Here is a 17,646-nt window from a genome sequence, read left to right as displayed (position 1 = left end):
TTACCGGTCCGTATGGCTGCGAATCGCCCAGAATTCCATATCCAGACCCGGGAAGTCGCCGGCCAGGTGCAGAGCGAAGGCGCTGGATTTTTCCATCTGTTTCCACAGGTCACTGCCTTTTTCCAATTCGAAATAGGTATAACCCGCGTGATAGGGGATCTGGCGTGGTGCCGCCGGCATGGTACGCAGCCCGATGCCCGGCAGTTGCAACTGCACCAGATCGCGGATCCGCGTGACCGGGGCAATCTTCATTTGCGCCGGGAAGTGAGTGAGCAGCACTTCGGCGGCGACATCGGCACGTACCGCCAGCACGAAGCCGAAGTCGCGCATCATTTTGGTGTCCTGGACGGTGGCAATGTTCAGACCATGCGAGCGTTCGACCAGCGTCAGTTGGATGGCGTTGTCTTCCAGCACCACCGACAGCCCCTGGCGCAGCAACAGCATCAGCTTGCCGAAACACAGCGCCAGGTTGTCATGGTCATATACCGGCAGCCGGGCTTCCGGTGTGCGCTGCGCCGAGAAACTGGCCAGCTCGGTGGCGAACTGCAGCCAGTCGGCGAACAGGCGTTCCGGATGCAGGTGATCGAGATGGTAAGCGTGGCTCACCTGGCCGAGATGGCGGTTAATCAGTTGCAGCAGCATGAAGTCGACCATCTCGGAACTGCCGCCGCGTCCCGGTTGCAGCAGGCGCTGACTCATCTGCTGGCTGCGCTGTAGCAGCAAGCCTTGCAGATCGTTGATAAAGGTTTTCAGCACCGGGCTTCCCTGACAGTTCAGCATCGGCGGAATTTGCACCTGATCGAGACGCAGGCTGGCGTCCCCGCGTTTTTCCAGCACCCGGGTTACGCCGAGGGCCGTCCATTCGGCATTGAGTTCGCTTTCCAGCATCAGACGCAGGCGCAACTGACCAAACTGCAATGCCGCGCTGCCGACCGAAACGGCGTTCAGGTCGTCGACTTCGTTTTCATAGGCCAGATAGCGCGCCAAAGCGTCCGGTGCTTCCTGAAAAATCACGTCTTCACGGCCCGCGCGGTAGGTTGGCAATGCCAGAACCACGTTTTCGCCGGTCTTGTTTTCGGCAATGGTCAGCGGGGCTGGTGCCTGCTGGGCGCCGGAGAAACGAAAGGGCGTGCCGTCCGGCATGATGCCGCTGGCGGCGTTAAGCGCAATTTTGCCCTGCCGCAGCAGGGTTTGATCCAAATCCAGATGGAGAAAGCCCCAAAAACAGCCTTGGTGGGCCTGGCCCCAATTGCGCATGTAGCTTTCGAGATAGTTTTCCGCCTGCTGGAAATGATGAGGGCGTAAAAACATCCCTTCAGTCCAGACGACCTTATGAGCATCTTTCATCGTCACACCTATGGTTACTTCGCTTGGGCACAGCGGCGGGTCAGTCGGGATCTTTCACGGTGCGCAGGCCATTAATGCCTGCCACGATGTGGGCTTCCAGCTCATCCGGCGAGAATTGCCACACCTTGTAAAAATTGGTCTCGGTGGGTTCCGGCAGCGGCAGTGAAATGCGCCAGGCTTTGCCATCGAGGTTCTGGTATTCGGCGATGATGCCGATATAGCGGGTTTCCAGCGTGCTTTGGCCGCCGAGTTTTTTTCCCCTCTGGCCCGGCGTCAGGAAGAACTGGTCGCTGTCCAGCAGGCTATTGCCAAGCACGCTTTTGGCATCGCTCTGCAGGCTGAAGAAGTCGGCGTCCATAAATTCCGCATCGGAACGTAGCAGCAGTACACGAATTTTTATCGGTGCCGGCCGTTGGCCTGCCGCGGCGTTCACCTGGCTGTCGGCATCGAAGACCAGGCTATAACGCGAAGGCACGCTCTTGGCAGAGGACATGCAGCCGTTGAGCACCAATGCGCCCAACAGCAGGAACACTAGCCCGCACCAGCGGGAGAGAGTGGGGGTTGTTATCATGGTGAGTCTCGTCAACCAGGGGGAACTACTGAAGGATCCAGGTGGCAGAGCCGCTGTCTTTACAGGCTTTGCTGTCACCACCGACTTTCACGCAGTCCTGCCGGGTCGCGCGATTACGGCGCGGTAAATCTTTACGCAGCGTCGATTTGTAGTGTGCAACCGGCACGCCGGCGTTGCTCTGGATGTAACCCATCAGGTTTCCACCTTCGGCCTCGGTGATCGCCAGCCAATGATTTTCGACTTCCCCCAGCACATAGAAAGCGGCGGCATTGTCCAGGCTGCCGACGGCGCTGCCGTTGTAACCTGGGCTACTCATGATGCTGGCCGCGTACAGGCTGCGGTATTCCTTGCCGATGGGTTTGAACTTTTGCGGGGCCTTGATGGCTGCGCGGTGCTGAAGCTTGACGCCGTCCACTTCGCTGCTGATCAGGGCGTTAATATCGAGCGCCGGCGGTGGGGGTGGCGGGGTAGAACAACCGGCAAGCGTCAGGGCGGCTAGCAGCGTTAGAGCAATCCGTGTTTTCACAATATCCTCTTTGATCTTTTTATGGGCAGAAATGAAATGAAGGGCTGTGTAATCAAAACGCCTATTTCAGGGCGCAAACCGCAATATCCCTGACCGACTGGGTGTGGTGTACCGACCTAACGCAGTCGTGGAGTTTTGCAGATGGAGATTGGCTTTGAGAATGACCAGATCGAGGACGCCAGTTAAGCCGTGGCTCCTCGATGGTGAGTTGCCGTAGTTCAGGCTCAGGGCGCAGACGCGGGGAAACCCCCATGTCGGTTAGCACCAAAATGGAGACATCCGGGTGATGTTGTTCCTGCCGGTGGCAAGAACGATAAGGCACGCTTGGACGCAATGTTTTTATGAGTTTCATTGTGTGTGTCAGGCTTCCCGTAGATATCAGCGAGCAGTTGGCTGCATCGCTCAAAAACAATCCCGTTTTTCGGTTTAATAGATATCAGGCTACTTCACAATCTTGATGTTATTGGCTGCTTGTACGTCGTGGTTTTGTAGAGGTGGCGGTCAGGTTTTCAAGACTCAAAAGTTCCAGTGAATTTCCCCTCCCGAAGGCTCTTAAACCGCGGCTAAACAGGGTGGAAGGAATTGAGTAATGATAAGATAATTCGTAGTATCTCTGGCTTTAGGCATAGCTACCGCACGAGAATTGACGCGCGATCCCGGTAGCGTATCTGTCACGATTTGAGACATGGGCTGACGAAAAACTTAACAAAGTTTACATATAAACAGAGAATCTGCAGTCTACAATAGCCCTGAAAATTTGCAAAATAACCTTCTGGATCAATGTCTAATTCGTTAACTCACTCGCATTTTTTATTTTATATATATAAAACATATAGTTGTAGTTTTTGCTGGTGGTAGTTTGATTTATTTGGATCATTGGTAATACCATGAAATAATTGTGTAACACTTAAGCCAATGTACTTAAATAACAACTATTTTTTAACGAAAAAAAAGTGACAGGCTGTTTTATGTGCTTACCATTTGCAGGGTAAAGATGATCACATATATAAATAAGAAGAATGTAATTTAGGAGGATTCCTATTTGTATGAATGCGAAGCCAGTCACACCGGGGCGCTTGGCTTGGTGTTTAATACAGCAGAGTGGATGAATTAGCGGTGGAAAGAGGGAAGTTCGAGTTGGCCGAGGGTATCGCATAACCATGCCAGCGCAGGGTCGCGTTTAACCTGTCGGCCGGCGACTAATTCGATAGGGAAGGCAGGTATGGCCAGTTCACTGGGGAGTGGCAGGAACCGAATTCGTGAAGGGTCAGCAAATTGCCGGGCAACGCTGGTGGCAAGGGTGGCGATCAGATCGCTACCCGCCACCACGGCAGGTAGCGCAATAATATGTGAAAACGTCGCGGCGACTCGCCGTTCCAGCCCCATTTCAGTCAAGCGCCGGTCGATGACCCCGCGTGCCGAACCATCGTCCGACGGTGCATAAAGCGCGTGGGGCAGGCTAATGTACTGCTGCAAACCCCAGCTTTCGGCTGCCAGCTGTGGGTGATGACGGCTGGCGATACAGGTGAAACTCTCGTTAAACAACGGCTGTACCAGCATGCCTTCCGGTACTTCAAGATGCCCACCCAGGGCTACATCAATTTCTCCACGTTCAAGTTGTTGTACCACCGTGCGCCGATCCAGCCGTGATACGCGGATATCAATACCGGGCGCAGCCTGACGCAGCCGACTGATGATGGTGGGTAACAGCGTGATATCTGCATAATCACCGGCTGCCAGCCTAAAGCGGCGCTGGCTGGCTGTTGCCGGATCGAAACGGGTTGGCGGCGTTAATGCCTGATGGATCTGTTCCAACACCGGTTGTATCTGCAGCATCAGTTGGTGAGCACGGGCGGTGGGCAGCATGCCGCCGCCGCTGCGGACGAACAAGGGATCGTCAAACAGGGTACGCAGTCGGGCCAGCGCATTACTCACCGAGGGTTGAGCGCGGTTCAGACGTTGGCCGGCGACGGTGACATTCCGCGTTTGGTACAACGCTTCAAATACCACCAGAAGATTGAGATCGACACTGGATAAATTCATATTATGAATACTCTATATACAGATAATCCATTTCCAGAATCATACCGCGTTGTTTAGGCTGAGGACACGCTGATTCAATAACAACATAGGTGAGGCGATGGACAGGGTATTGGTGACGGGTATAGAGCCGTTTGACGGCGACGCGATTAATCCTTCATGGCAGGTCGCGCAAGCTTTGGCCGGGGAACAGGTGGCGGGTGCGCAGGTGGTGGTACGTCAATTGGCTTGCGTGCTGGGTTTGTCCAACCAGCAGCTCATTGCCGCGATTGAAGAGTTGCGCCCGAAGGTGGTTGTCTGCCTGGGACTGGCGGGTGGGCGCGGAGAAATCTCTATTGAGCGGGTGGCCATCAACCTGATTGATGCCCGTATTCCTGATAACGCCGGTAAACAACCGATAGATATACCGGTGGTGGAGGGCGGACCGGTAGGCTATTTCTCCACGTTGCCGGTGAAAGCGATAGTACATCAGCTGCGTCAGTCAGGCATTCCGGCTGCGGTTTCGCACACGGCGGGAACCTACAACTGCAACCAGCTTTTTTATGGCCTGAGTCACCATATCGCCAGCCATAACCTGGCGATCAAGGGCGGTTTTATCCATATTCCCTACAGCCATGAGCTGGCGGCCAACCATCCGGGAAAATCCAGTATGGCGCTAGCGACGATGATCGAGGCGGTACGCAGTATTGTGCATACCTCACTGACGGTGGGGGAGGATTTGACCATCACCGGGGGGGCACTACATTGAGGTGCCGGTGAAGTGTTCAGTGTTGCATGGTAGGGGCGCTACATCATCAATGGGTTAAATAGGGTCGAACTCATGTTCGACCCCCTGCCGATTTAGCGTTATTCGTCGCCGACGCGGATCACCAGTTTGCCGAAGTTCTTGCCTTGCAGCAGGCCGATAAATGCCTGTGGCGCATTTTCCAGTCCATCGACCAGGTCTTCGCGGAATTTGATTTTCCCCTGCTCAACCCACTCGCCCATCTGCTGCAGGAATTCGCCAAAGCCTTCTGCATAGTCATCAAAAATAATGAAACCCTGCATGCGGATGCGTTTACGCAAGATCAGCCCCTGCAGCATCGGCAGGCGATCCGGGCCGGCAGGCAAGTCGGTGGCGTTGTAGTGGGCGATAATGCCGCACACCGGAATACGCGCCTGGGTATTGAGCAGCGGGATCACCGCATCAAACACCGCACCGCCGACGTTCTCGTAGTAAATGTCGATGCCCTGCGGGCAGGCGGCGGCCAGTTGCTCGGCAAAATCAGGCGCCCGGTGATCGACACAGGCGTCGAAGCCCAGTTCTTCTACTACATAACGGCATTTTTCTTTACCGCCGGCCACGCCGACCACGCGGCAACCTTTCAGCTTGGCGACCTGCCCGACGACGGAACCGACAGCGCCACTGGCGGCAGCGACCACCAGGGTTTCACCAGGTTTCGGCTGACCAATATCCAACAGGCCCATATAGGCGGTGAAACCCGGCATGCCCAGCACGCCGAGCAGGCGGGAAGGGTGTTTCTGCTCCGGACCGAGGTTCCGCAAGCCGCTACCGTCAGATAAAGCATAATCCTGCCAGCCGTCGTAGCCCAACACCCAGTCACCGGGTTTGAAGTCGGGATGTTGTGACGCAACCACACGCGATACCGTGCCGCCAACCATCACTTCACCGATCTCTACCGGTGGCGCGTAAGAAGGGGCATCGCTCATCCGGCCGCGCATGTAAGGATCCAGTGACAGATAGACGGTACGTAACAGCACCTGGCCAGCGGCGGGTTGCGGCGTCGCTACTTTTTCCAGGTGGAAATTGTCTGCGGTAGGCTCACCGTGCGGGCGTGAGGCGAGTAAAAAACGACGGTTGTGTTGCATAGACTGGGACATCAGACATTCCTTATGCGGATGGAGTCCCAAGTCTAGTCAATCATTGACCAGAGCAAATAGCCGAATGTGCTCAGCGTTAAAGAGGAATGATCAGTACATCGATATGACTGGTATTGATAAAGCGTGCAGCAGAGCAGGAAACCTTGTTCATCATGCTGTCGCTATGATTGCCGCAAACCACCAGATCAAAAGGTTGCTGACGGCTGGCGTAGTTAAGGCTATCCCCCAACTCGCCGTGGACGATCAACGTATCGGCTATTGGATAATCGGCCCGCAGGCGTAATTCTTCCATAAACAGCAGCGTTTCTTCCTCCATTAACGCACGCAGATCGCCCAGCATCGGCCCGGCGAAGTTATTGTACATTTCTGGATTGGCGATCATGCTCAGCAGGGTGATTTTGCCGTTGTAGGGGCGCACAATGGAAACGGCTTTTTCAACCAGGCGATGGCTGTCTGCCGCCACGGCGACGGTAACCAAAACGTTTTGATATCCCATCTTCCGCTCCTGTTTCCTGTCGTTAAGGTAAAAGGGTAGAGCCTGGCGAAACTAATAAATGTGTTTTGTATCACGCGCGTCAATAAATCATGGGACATTGCCGTTATTTAGCAATAAATGATAAACAGACACGCGCGCGCAATTAAAGAAAATTATAGCACCTGTGCCCACAGCGTTTTGGGTACTTTGCCCAAATCGAACAGTTTTCCGGCAACCAGTTCCGCCCGGCGATGATCGGCAGCACGGTACATGTTGCTGATTTCAATATCATTATCAATAGAATAATTAAGCTTGTCGTACACTTTCTCAACGCTGTCCAGGCTGGTGCATTTCCGGAATGTCATCAGGTAATCCAGGGTATCTGTCATGATTAAAATATAACCTGTTAATAGTTGTAGTTGGACGAAGAAACATCACCCTGTCATCAGACAGTAGCAAAAGAGTGTGATGTGAGACCTGAAAAATTAATTTCAAATAAATAAATTTCAATACGGTAATAGATGGCTGAGTGCGAGGTGACCCTGCGTGGCGAATAATAATATGCCCGTGGATTGTCGGCAATGCCTGGCTGTCGATCGATATGCAAAATAGGGAAAGTCTCAGGCCCCATCAGTCCAGGTGGCACGAGCGCAGGGCGGTTCTGCCCAGTCCTTGTCTGCTGTAGCGTGCAAATCCCCAAGATCCCGGGATCAATCAATGGGATCTTTCCATTGCATAAGCGCGGATGTGGCATGCGGTATACCCGGCCCTGGGCAAAACGGATGGACTGGCCGTCTGGTAGTCACTTCAAATGCACGGGGTATAGATGAAACGCCGGTATAAAATAAAACGAAACTGCATTTTGGTTTATAAAAGTGATAGTGACCTCTATTGACTGATAAATATCATCTGAGCTTTCAGTCATTTTTTAATTTTCGATAAAAAACCATTAAAGTTTAAATTAGTATTGCCGATAAATCGTTTTGGAATACTTTTCACAAAAAAACATCGAAACCTGCCACTTTCATCCTCTCAGCCTGGAAATATATAGTTACGTCTGTTTTCTTGTTCACAACCTAAGCGAGCTATTGTTAACCAAATAAGAACAATAGATGAAAATTAAAACAACCAATGGCACCGGTTTTAAGTCAAATCCGAAACCTCATAACCTTATAGTTTACGTGCGTTATTTTTCAACATGGATAGTTTATGGCTTATTAAACGGTTATTTGTACTGCTTTTATCGGCTACGAGCAGATTTTTGTTCTGTTATTTTAGTTTGGTAATGCTTTTGTTCGAATTGATCTAAAAAAGATATTTTTTTGGCTTATATACATTGTTTTTAAGACGTTTTTTTACTTATGGTCGTTTTTTGTTCAAAAACAAGGTTAAAAAACAGGCAGGGATCGAGATATTTGGCTTAAATATTTTTTATTTTTGTGACTTAGATCACATTGTATTTAAAATTGCCTCTCACTTACATTGTGTGTGCTAACGGTTCGGGGGTAGAGTTGCGCTGCATTAGGAATAATCTTATTAATTTTGTAAAAATAGTTTCACAGTGATTACACACTGCTGAAGCAAAATGCTGTACATCCATACACGTAGGTTTACGCACGTATCAAATACTGAATGACGGTTCGAAATTAGTGATGTTGATAAATTTATAACGAACGTTATTCAGGGATTCATTTGCCAACTTAGGGAACAAACCCAGGTCACGGGCGATAAAAATTATCACCCAGCGTATGTTTTTAAACATAGTCTGTCGGGATGGGGAATATGGGTACGTCTGAATTACTTAAGCATATTTATGACATCAATTTGTCGTATTTACTTTTAGCACAGCGTCTGATTAATGATGAGAAAGCATCGGCAATGTTCCGTCTGGGGATCGACGAGACCATGGCTGATGCGCTTGCTCAGCTCACGTTGCCACAAATGGTTAAACTGGCTGAGACCAACCAGCTGGTCTGTCACTTCCGTTTTAACGATCACCAGACGATCGAGCGCCTGACGAAAGAATCGCGCGTTGACGATCTGCAGCAAATCCATACCGGCATTTTGCTATCAAGCCACTTACTGCAAGAACTATCGGCTAAAGACGGTAGTGCGACGAAGAAAAGAGCTTGAAGATGGCAGAGAAAAGTATTGTTCAGGAAGCCAAGGATATTCAGCTGGCAATGGAGCTGATTACGCTGGGCGCCCGTTTGCAGATGCTGGAAAGCGAAACTCAGCTCAGCCGCGGGCGTTTGATCAAACTCTATAAAGAATTGCGCGGCAGTCCACCGCCGAAAGGAATGTTGCCGTTCTCGACCGACTGGTTTATGACCTGGGAACAGAACATCCATTCATCGATGTTTTATAACGCCTACAGTTTCCTGATGAAGAGTGGGCACTGCACTGGCGTTGAGGCGGTGATTAAAGCCTATCGTTTGTATCTGGAACAGTGTCCACACCAACCGGGAGAGGCGCCGTTATTGGCGCTGACCCGTGCCTGGACGCTGGTGCGTTTCGTCGATAGCGGCATGCTGCAGCTTTCGGCCTGCAACTGCTGTGGCGGCACTTTTATCACCCACGCGCACCAGCCGTTGAACAGTTTTGTTTGCAGTTTATGCCAGCCCCCATCCCGCGCAGTAAAAAGACGTAAACTTTCGCCGCAACTGGCCGATATTATTCCTCAACTGCTGGACGAGCAGGTTAAACGCGCGATTTGAGCCGGCGACAGCGCCGGTTTATCCAGACTTAAATCGATTTGTAACACGCAGGGTTCGGCATGCCGAACCCACCGACGCAGCCCAGACTGCTGCGTCGGTGCGTCTCAAACGCGCGCTTATCCCACCTTCCATCCACATTGTTAATTTAAGGAATGCGTGTGCTAGTTATTTTGGGTTATCTCGTGGTATTGGGTGCGGTCTTTGGGGGCTACCTGATTGTGGGGGGCCATCTGGGCGCGCTTTATCAGCCGGCAGAATTTTTGATTATCGGCGGCGCGGGTATCGGCGCTTTTATCGTGGGCAACAACGGTAAGGCGATAAAATCCACGCTGCGCGCCATCCCCAAGCTGATGCGTCGTTCGAAATACAGTAAAGATTTATACATGGACCTGATGGCGCTACTCTTCCTGCTGCTGGCCAAATCTCGTCAGCAGGGCATGCTGTCCCTCGAATTCGATATTGATAATCCGCAAGAAAGTGAAATTTTCTCTAATTATCCGCGCATTCTTGCCGATAACACCCTCGTAGAGTTTATTACCGATTACTTACGGCTGATGGTGAGCGGCAACATGAATGCGTTTGAGATCGAAGCGTTGATGGACGAAGAGATCGAAACCTTTGAACAGGAAAGCGAAGTCCCGGCAGGCAGCCTGGCGATGGTCGGTGACTCGTTGCCGGCCTTCGGTATTGTGGCGGCGGTGATGGGGGTGGTGCATGCGCTGGCCTCGGCCGACCGCCCGGCGGCCGAGCTGGGCGCGTTGATCGCCAACGCCATGGTTGGCACCTTCCTCGGTATTTTACTGGCCTACGGTTTTATCTCGCCGCTGGCTACCCTGCTGCGTCAGAAAAGCGCCGAAAACGTCAAAATGATGCAGTGCATCAAGGTCACTTTACTGTCCAGCCTCAATGGTTACGCACCGCAGATTGCCGTCGAATTCGGCCGTAAAACCTTGTACACCACCGAGCGTCCGTCCTTCGTCGAGCTGGAAGAACATGTGCGCCGGGTGAAAGCGCCGGCACAGCAGGCGACGGAAGAAGAACAGGCATGAAGCAGAATCACCCGGTTGTTTTGGTCAGAAAACGCAAGTCGCATCAGGCCGGCCATCACGGCGGCTCCTGGAAGATTGCTTACGCCGATTTTATGACGGCGATGATGGCGTTTTTCCTGGTGATGTGGCTGCTGGCTATCGCCAGCCCGCAGGAGCTGACGCAAATTGCCGAATATTTCCGCACGCCGTTAAAAGTGGCGCTGACCAGCGGCGACAAGAGCAGTTCGGAAAGCAGCCCGATCCCCGGCGGTGGCGATGACCCGACTCAGCAGGACGGACTGGTGAAAAGGCAGATCGATACGCTCGAGAAACGCGACGAGGAACTGCGCTTGAACAAGCTGCGGGAAAAGCTCGATGAGCTGATTGAGTCCGATCCGCGGCTGAAAGCGCTGCGCCCGCATCTGCTGATCAACATGATGGATGAAGGTCTGCGCATTCAGATCATCGATAGCCAGAACCGCCCGATGTTCAAAACCGGCAGTGCGCAGGTGGAAAGCTATATGCGTGACATCCTGCGAGCGATTGCCCCGATCCTCAATGATTTGCCGAATAAAATCAGCCTGTCCGGCCACACCGACGACATTCCATACGCCACGGGTGAGCGGGGTTACAGCAACTGGGAGCTTTCGGCCGATCGCGCCAATGCTTCACGGCGTGAGCTGATTGCCGGTGGGCTGTCGGAAGGGAAGGTGCTGCGGGTGGTGGGCATGGCGGCCACCATGAGCCTGAAACAGCACGGCGCCGATGACGCCATCAATCGCCGCATCACCGTGCTGGTGCTGAACAAGCAAACCCAGCAGGGTATCGAACACGAAAATGGCGAAAGCAACGCGATGGATGTCGCTCAGCCGGTCGAGCTAAAGTCGCTGGCCCCAGCGGCGACGGCTCCGGCCACCCTCATTGCACCGGAGCAGCCGACGGCTGAGCCAGTACCGACTAACAGCGACTCACAGCAGAGGTGATCCCGTGAGCATGGATATTAGTGCGTTTTATCAGACCTTTTTTGATGAAGCAGACGAGTTGCTGGCCGATATGGAGCAACACCTGCTGGAGTTGGATCCGCTGGCGCCGGACATTGAGCCGCTGAACGCCATTTTCCGCGCAGCGCATTCCATTAAAGGGGGCGCGGCTACCTTTGGTTTTACGGTACTGCAGGAAACCACCCATCTGCTGGAGAACCTGCTCGACGGTGCGCGGCGCCAGGAAATGAGCCTGAGCACCGAGATTATCAACCTGTTTCTGGAAACCAAAGACATTATGCAGGAGCAACTGGACGCCTATAAGACGTCGCAAAAACCTGACGCCGACAGCTTTGAATACATCTGCCAGGCGTTGCGGCAGCTGGCGTTGGACGCGCAGCAACAGGATGCCCCCGCAGCGCATCCGGCCACGGAACATGCCGTCGCGGTCCCTGCGGCTATTGAAGGCGGGATGCGCATTTGCCTGAGTGGCCTCAAGCCCAGCGAAGTCCCGCTGATGCTCGAAGAGCTGGGGAATCTGGGTGAGGTGAAAAACCCGCTGCAGACCGAAAACAGCCTGGAAGTGACGCTGCTGACCTCCGCCAGCGAAGATGACATCAGCGCGGTACTCTGTTTTGTACTGGAGCCGGAGCAAATCAGCTTCGCCACGCCGCCGCAGGCCGAAGTCGCGCCAGTTGCAGCCGCACCGTCAGCGCCTGCCGCCGCGGTAGCTCCGGTGGTCAAACCGGCCCCTGCGGCTGTCGAAGCCGCCAAACCACGGGCCAAGGCCAGTGAATCCACCAGCATCCGCGTAGCGGTAGAGAAGGTGGACCAATTGATCAACCTGGTCGGTGAACTGGTGATTACCCAATCGATGCTGGCGCAGCGTTCGGGCAGCCTGGATCCGGTGAATCACGGTGACCTGCTCAACAGCATGAGCCAGTTGGAACGCAACGCGCGCGACTTGCAAGAGTCGGTGATGTCGATCCGTATGATGCCGATGGAGTATGTGTTCAGCCGCTTCCCGCGACTGGTGCGCGATCTGGCCGGCAAACTGAATAAACAGGTGGAGTTGCAGCTCCAGGGCAGCTCGACCGAACTGGATAAAAGCCTGATCGAACGCATTATCGATCCCTTGACCCACCTGGTGCGCAACAGTCTGGATCACGGCATTGAAGATCCCGATACGCGTGTCGCGGCCGGGAAATCGGCGGTGGGTAATCTGATCCTGTCGGCGGAGCATCAGGGCGGCAATATCTGCATCGAGGTGACCGACGACGGCGCCGGTCTGAACCGTGAGAAAATTCTCGCCAAAGCGGCCTCACAGGGGCTGGCAGTCAGTGACAGCATGAGCGATGAAGATGTCGGCATGTTGATTTTCGCCCCGGGTTTCTCCACTGCCGAACAGGTCACCGATGTGTCCGGTCGCGGTGTCGGCATGGACGTGGTGAAGCGAAATATTCAGGAGATGGGTGGGCATGTAGAAATCCATTCTCAGGCAGGCAAGGGTACCGCGATCCGTATCCTGCTGCCGTTGACGCTGGCCATTCTCGACGGTATGTCGGTCAAGGTGAACGACGAAGTGTTTATCCTGCCGCTCAACGCGGTGATGGAGTCACTGCAGCCGCAGGCCGAAGACCTGCATCCATTGGCCGGTGGCGAGCGGGTGTTGCAGGTGCGCGGTGAATATCTGCCGCTGGTGGAATTGTTCCGGGTGTTCGAAGTAGAGGGCGCTAAAACCGATGCCACTCAGGGCATTGTGGTGATCCTGCAAAGTGCCGGTCGTCGCTATGCGTTACTGGTAGATCAATTGGTCGGTCAGCATCAGGTAGTGGTGAAGAATCTGGAAAGCAACTATCGCAAAGTGCCGGGTATTTCCGCCGCCACTATTCTCGGCGATGGCAGCGTGGCGCTGATTGTCGATGTCTCGGCGCTGCAAACGCTGAACCGTGAACAGCGTCAGACCGACGCAGCCGCATAATAATTAATCTATTGATTTTAAAGGTGAATGACATGGCAGGACTGGCAACCGTCAGCAAACTGGCTGGCGAAACGGTAGGGCAAGAATTCCTGATTTTTACCTTGGGCAATGAGGAATATGGCATTGATATCCTCAAGGTGCAGGAGATCCGCGGATACGATCAGGTGACTCGCATCGCCAACACTCCGGCCTTTATCAAGGGCGTCACCAACCTGCGCGGCGTGATTGTGCCGATTATCGACCTGCGGGTGAAATTTGCTCAGCAGGATGTGTCTTACGATGAAAACACCGTGGTGATCGTGCTGAACTTTGGCCAACGGGTGGTGGGTATCGTGGTCGACGGCGTATCCGACGTGCTGTCGCTGACCACCGAGCAGATCCGTCCGGCACCGGAATTTGCCGTGACCCTGGCAACCGAATACCTGACCGGCTTGGGTTCGCTGGGTGACCGTATGTTGATCCTGGTGGATATCGAAAAGCTGCTGAGCAGCGAAGAGATGTCCCTGGTCGACAGCGTGGCGAAAAGCGCCTGATCCACCAGGCTCTGCGAAGGGGCGCTGCATGCTGCGCCCTGAAACCTACATAAAAATAGTTACCTCCTCGCATAAAGTTCTTTCCCGCCGCGCCGATAACTCTGTCAATCAACGTAATCAGGGCCTGTCCGCGCGGGCGTTTATCAAGGGAAAACATGTTTAATCGTATGAAGGTGGTCACCAGCCTGTTACTGGTGCTGGTGTTATTTGGCGCCTTGCAGCTGGTTTCAGGCGGGCTCTTCTTCTCCTCACTGAAGAATGACAAAGAAAACTTCACCGTATTGCAGACCATTCGTCAGCAACAGTCAGAGCTGAACGAAAGCTGGGTCAACCTGCTGCAGGCTCGCAACACGCTAAACCGTGCCGGTATCCGCCACATGATGGATACCAACAATATTGGCAGCGGTGCTACCGTCGCCGAGCTGTTGGCGCGAGCCAAAAGCAACCTGGTGGTGGCGGAGCAACACTATGCCGCCTATGACAAAATTCCTCTCAATGCCCGTCAGGACGCGCAAGCGGCCGAAAAGCTCAAGCAGCAATACGGCATTCTGCACGGTGCCTTGACCGAACTGACCGTGTTGCTGGGTGAGGGCAAAATCAACGCCTTCTTTGACCAGCCGACGCAAAGCTATCAGGACGCGTTCGAAGATATCTACAACACCTACCTGGCGCAGAACGACAAGCTTTACCAGAGCGCAGTGGAAGACAGTAACAACTCCTTCAACTTCGCTATCTGGACGCTGGCGGTAGTGCTGTTGGCGGTACTGGCGGTAATCGTCCTGGTGTGGAGCGGTATTCACCACATTCTGGTGCGTCCGCTGAACCGCATGATCGAACACATCAAAATGATTGCTGCCGGTGATTTGACCCAGCCGATCGCCGTGACCAGCCGCAATGAAATGGGCGTGCTGGCCGCCAGCCTCAAGCATATGCAAAACGAACTGATCGACACCGTTAGCGGCGTGCGTCAGGGTGCCGATGCTATTTATAGCGGTGCATCTGAAATTGCCGCCGGCAACAACGACCTTTCTTCCCGTACCGAGCAGCAGGCCGCCTCACTAGAGGAAACCGCTGCCAGCATGGAGCAACTGACCGCCACGGTGAAACAGAACGCCGAAAATGCCCGTCAGGCCAGCCAACTGGCGTTGAGCGCCTCCGAAACCGCGCAGAAAGGCGGCAAGGTGGTGGCCAATGTGGTGCAAACCATGCATGACATCGCCGGTAGTTCGCAGAAAATTGCCGACATTACCGGCGTGATCGACGGTATTGCCTTCCAGACCAACATCCTGGCATTGAATGCGGCGGTCGAAGCGGCACGTGCCGGTGAGCAGGGCCGTGGTTTTGCGGTAGTCGCTGGCGAAGTGCGCAATCTGGCACAGCGTAGTGCCCAGGCGGCGAAGGAAATCAAAGGGTTGATCGAAGATTCCGTCAATCGCGTCGATATGGGCTCGGTACTGGTAGAAAGCGCCGGTGAAACCATGGGCGATATCGTCAATGCAGTCACCCGCGTTACCGACATCATGGGGGAGATCGCCTCGGCGTCCGACGAACAAAGCCGTGGTATCGATCAGGTCGGCCAGGCGGTTGCGGAAATGGACCGCGTCACCCAGCAGAACGCCTCGTTGGTGGAAGAGTCCGCGTCTGCGGCGGCGGCGCTGGAAGAGCAGGCCAGCATGCTGACCCAGTCGGTGGCGGTGTTCCGTCTGAAAGCGGCAGGCCAGGACGAATTCAAAATGCCCGCCAGCAGCAAGGCAACAGTCACCCCGGTACTCAATCATAAAAAAATGAACGCCAGCGATCCGCAGGATAACTGGGAAACGTTCTAACCGGCATTGGGCCTCCTTCCTGTCAGGGGGAGGCCGAATCCCCGTCTGCTTAGCCAGAAATCTGAGCTGGCCACCGGCCGGCTGCAAGGAGGTTCACAGTGTTTAACCGAATCCGCGTCTCTACCAGTCTGTTTCTGTTGTTGATGACTTTTTGTGTTATGCAGTTGGCCACCAGCGGCTTGTCGTACACCGCTTTTCGTTCCGATAACCACAACCTGAATCTGATCACCCTCGGCAGCCAGCAGCGCGATGCCCTCAGCCTGAGCTGGGTATCGCTGTTACAGGCTCGTAATACGCTCAACCGCGCCGGAACCCGTGCGGCGCTCAAGCTGCCGCAGGATCAGGTCAATGCGCTGATGGGCAACGCGCGCAGTTCGCTGCAAAAAGCCGACCTCTATTTCAACCAGTTCCTGGCGGTACCGCGTAACAGCGAACAGGAACAACAGCTGACGGCAACCACCAAGGCCAGCTATGACCGGCTGCGCAACACCCTGCGTGAGCTGATTGGCTTCCTGGAGAACGATAACCTGCAGGCGTTTATGGACCAGCCGACGCAGAAAACCCAGGACCTGTTTGAAGCCGATTTTGTCCAGTATCTGCAATTGGTGAGCGCCAACGTCAGCGACGCCAATGCGTCGAATCAGCGCTCCTTTACCCTGTCCGGCTGGCTGGTGGCCGGTGCGGTACTGATGCTGATTGTGGTCACCGGTAGTGCCTTGTGGTGGCTGCGTAACATGTTGGTAAGACCGCTGGATATCATGCGCAGTCATTTTGACCGCATTGCCGCCGGCGATCTGGCTACGCCGATCCAGGTGTACGGCCGTAACGAAATCAGCCAACTGTTCGCCAGCCTGCAGCGCATGCAGCAGTCGCTGATCGGCACCGTGGGTGCGGTGCGCGACGGGGCGGAGTCGATCCTGATCGGCCTGCAGGAAATTTCCGAGGGCAACAACGATCTCTCTTCCCGTACCGAACAGCAGGCCGCCTCGTTGGAAGAAACCGCCGCCAGCATGGAGCAACTGACCGCCACGGTGAAACAGAACGCCGATAACGCACGTCAGGCTTCACAACTGGCGCGTGACGCCTCAAGCACCGCGGCCAAAGGCGGTGAGATGGCAGGGGCCGTGGTGACCACCATGCATGATATCGCCAACAGTTCGCAGAAGATTGGCGCCATTACCAGCGTGATCGACGGTATTGCTTTCCAGACCAATATACTGGCGCTGAATGCAGCGGTAGAAGCGGCGCGCGCCGGTGAGCAGGGCAGAGGTTTTGCGGTGGTGGCCGGTGAAGTACGCAACCTGGCGCAACGCAGCGCGCAGGCGGCGAAAGAAATCAAAGGGCTGATCGACGAATCGGTCAGCCGCGTCAAGCAAGGGTCGGTGCTGGTGGAAAACTCCGGTGCCACCATGCAGGACATCGTGCGTTCGGTCACCCGGGTTACCGACATTATGGGTGAAATCGCCTCGGCGTCTGATGAGCAGAGCCGCGGTATTGAACAGGTGACGCAGGCGGTAACCCAGATGGATCAGGTAACACAACAAAACGCCGCACTGGTGGAGGAAGCGGCCTCGGCGGCCGTCGCGCTGGAGGAACAGGCTATTACCCTGGCCGACGCGGTATCGGTATTCCGCCTGGCGGACGATAACTTCACCGCTCCGGCCAACTCTCAAAACGCAGTTTCACCCGTGGTAAAGGAAGCCCCAGATTGTCAAACCGCATAAGCAGCCCGTTTTTTTTG

General features: G+C 54.4%; 16 protein-coding genes. 9 read left to right on the top strand and 7 right to left on the bottom strand.

Features of this window, described 5'->3' with window-relative positions:
• From tssK to FCL49_RS10830, 4 genes are all read right to left on the bottom strand, one after another.
• A complete protein-coding gene (tssK, locus tag FCL49_RS10845) occupies nucleotides 1-1,347 on the bottom strand; it encodes a type VI secretion system baseplate subunit TssK (protein ID WP_174353596.1) in 1,347 nt (448 codons plus the stop codon).
• A gap of 40 nt (nucleotides 1,348-1,387) precedes the next feature.
• Nucleotides 1,388-1,918 (bottom strand): type VI secretion system lipoprotein TssJ, encoded by a 531-nt coding sequence (tssJ, locus tag FCL49_RS10840; RefSeq protein WP_174353595.1) that lies wholly within the window; start codon nucleotides 1,916-1,918, stop codon nucleotides 1,388-1,390.
• A gap of 25 nt (nucleotides 1,919-1,943) precedes the next feature.
• The gene (tagV, locus tag FCL49_RS10835; protein ID WP_174353594.1) at nucleotides 1,944-2,444 is read right to left on the bottom strand and encodes a type VI secretion system accessory protein TagV; all 501 of its coding nucleotides are present in this window, start codon (nucleotides 2,442-2,444) and stop codon (nucleotides 1,944-1,946) included.
• A gap of 1,110 nt (nucleotides 2,445-3,554) precedes the next feature.
• Complete coding sequence (locus FCL49_RS10830; RefSeq protein WP_174353593.1) at nucleotides 3,555-4,487, bottom strand: LysR family transcriptional regulator; 933 nt, start codon at nucleotides 4,485-4,487, stop codon at nucleotides 3,555-3,557.
• A gap of 97 nt (nucleotides 4,488-4,584) precedes the next feature.
• Between FCL49_RS10830 and pcp the strand changes: the two genes are divergently transcribed.
• Nucleotides 4,585-5,232 (top strand): pyroglutamyl-peptidase I, encoded by a 648-nt coding sequence (gene pcp / locus FCL49_RS10825; protein ID WP_174353592.1) that lies wholly within the window; start codon nucleotides 4,585-4,587, stop codon nucleotides 5,230-5,232.
• A 98-nt stretch (nucleotides 5,233-5,330) separates the two neighbouring features.
• On the opposite strand, the gene FCL49_RS10820 is transcribed toward pcp, so the two are convergent.
• The 3 genes from FCL49_RS10820 to ydgT form a co-directional block, all read right to left on the bottom strand.
• Nucleotides 5,331-6,365, bottom strand: a complete 1,035-nt coding sequence (locus FCL49_RS10820) for an NADP-dependent oxidoreductase (protein WP_174353591.1) — start codon at nucleotides 6,363-6,365, stop codon at nucleotides 5,331-5,333.
• 76 nt (nucleotides 6,366-6,441) lie between these two features.
• Complete coding sequence (uspC, locus tag FCL49_RS10815; protein ID WP_135317048.1) at nucleotides 6,442-6,861, bottom strand: universal stress protein UspC; 420 nt, start codon at nucleotides 6,859-6,861, stop codon at nucleotides 6,442-6,444.
• A gap of 152 nt (nucleotides 6,862-7,013) precedes the next feature.
• Nucleotides 7,014-7,229 (bottom strand): transcription modulator YdgT, encoded by a 216-nt coding sequence (gene ydgT, locus FCL49_RS10810; protein WP_012145712.1) that lies wholly within the window; start codon nucleotides 7,227-7,229, stop codon nucleotides 7,014-7,016.
• 1,393 nt (nucleotides 7,230-8,622) lie between these two features.
• On the opposite strand from ydgT, the gene flhD reads away from it, so the two are divergent.
• From flhD to FCL49_RS10770, 8 genes are all read left to right on the top strand, one after another.
• Nucleotides 8,623-8,973 (top strand): flagellar transcriptional regulator FlhD, encoded by a 351-nt coding sequence (gene flhD / locus FCL49_RS10805; RefSeq protein ID WP_044552100.1) that lies wholly within the window; start codon nucleotides 8,623-8,625, stop codon nucleotides 8,971-8,973.
• A 2-nt stretch (nucleotides 8,974-8,975) separates the two neighbouring features.
• A complete protein-coding gene (flhC, locus tag FCL49_RS10800) occupies nucleotides 8,976-9,557 on the top strand; it encodes a flagellar transcriptional regulator FlhC (RefSeq protein WP_037418921.1) in 582 nt (193 codons plus the stop codon).
• A gap of 158 nt (nucleotides 9,558-9,715) precedes the next feature.
• Entirely contained in the window at nucleotides 9,716-10,606 is an 891-nt protein-coding gene (motA, locus tag FCL49_RS10795; RefSeq protein ID WP_017893240.1) for a flagellar motor stator protein MotA, read from the top strand.
• Complete coding sequence (gene motB / locus FCL49_RS10790; RefSeq protein WP_174353590.1) at nucleotides 10,603-11,568, top strand: flagellar motor protein MotB; 966 nt, start codon at nucleotides 10,603-10,605, stop codon at nucleotides 11,566-11,568. The genes motA and motB overlap by 4 nt, the downstream gene beginning before the upstream one ends.
• Nucleotides 11,569-11,572: 4 nt before the next feature.
• The gene (cheA, locus tag FCL49_RS10785; RefSeq protein ID WP_174353589.1) at nucleotides 11,573-13,546 is read left to right on the top strand and encodes a chemotaxis protein CheA; all 1,974 of its coding nucleotides are present in this window, start codon (nucleotides 11,573-11,575) and stop codon (nucleotides 13,544-13,546) included.
• 32 nt (nucleotides 13,547-13,578) lie between these two features.
• Nucleotides 13,579-14,079, top strand: a complete 501-nt coding sequence (gene cheW / locus FCL49_RS10780) for a chemotaxis protein CheW (RefSeq protein ID WP_012145706.1) — start codon at nucleotides 13,579-13,581, stop codon at nucleotides 14,077-14,079.
• 155 nt (nucleotides 14,080-14,234) lie between these two features.
• Nucleotides 14,235-15,905, top strand: coding sequence for a methyl-accepting chemotaxis protein (locus FCL49_RS10775; RefSeq protein WP_174353588.1), 1,671 nt, complete (start codon nucleotides 14,235-14,237; stop codon nucleotides 15,903-15,905).
• A gap of 98 nt (nucleotides 15,906-16,003) precedes the next feature.
• Nucleotides 16,004-17,629, top strand: coding sequence for a methyl-accepting chemotaxis protein (locus FCL49_RS10770; protein ID WP_174353587.1), 1,626 nt, complete (start codon nucleotides 16,004-16,006; stop codon nucleotides 17,627-17,629).
• Nucleotides 17,630-17,646: the final 17 nt, after the last annotated feature.

The sequence above is a fragment of the Serratia proteamaculans genome (assembly GCF_013337185.1).
GTDB lineage: Bacteria > Pseudomonadota > Gammaproteobacteria > Enterobacterales > Enterobacteriaceae > Serratia > Serratia proteamaculans_D.
This window is presented reverse-complemented; position numbering and strand designations above follow the sequence as displayed.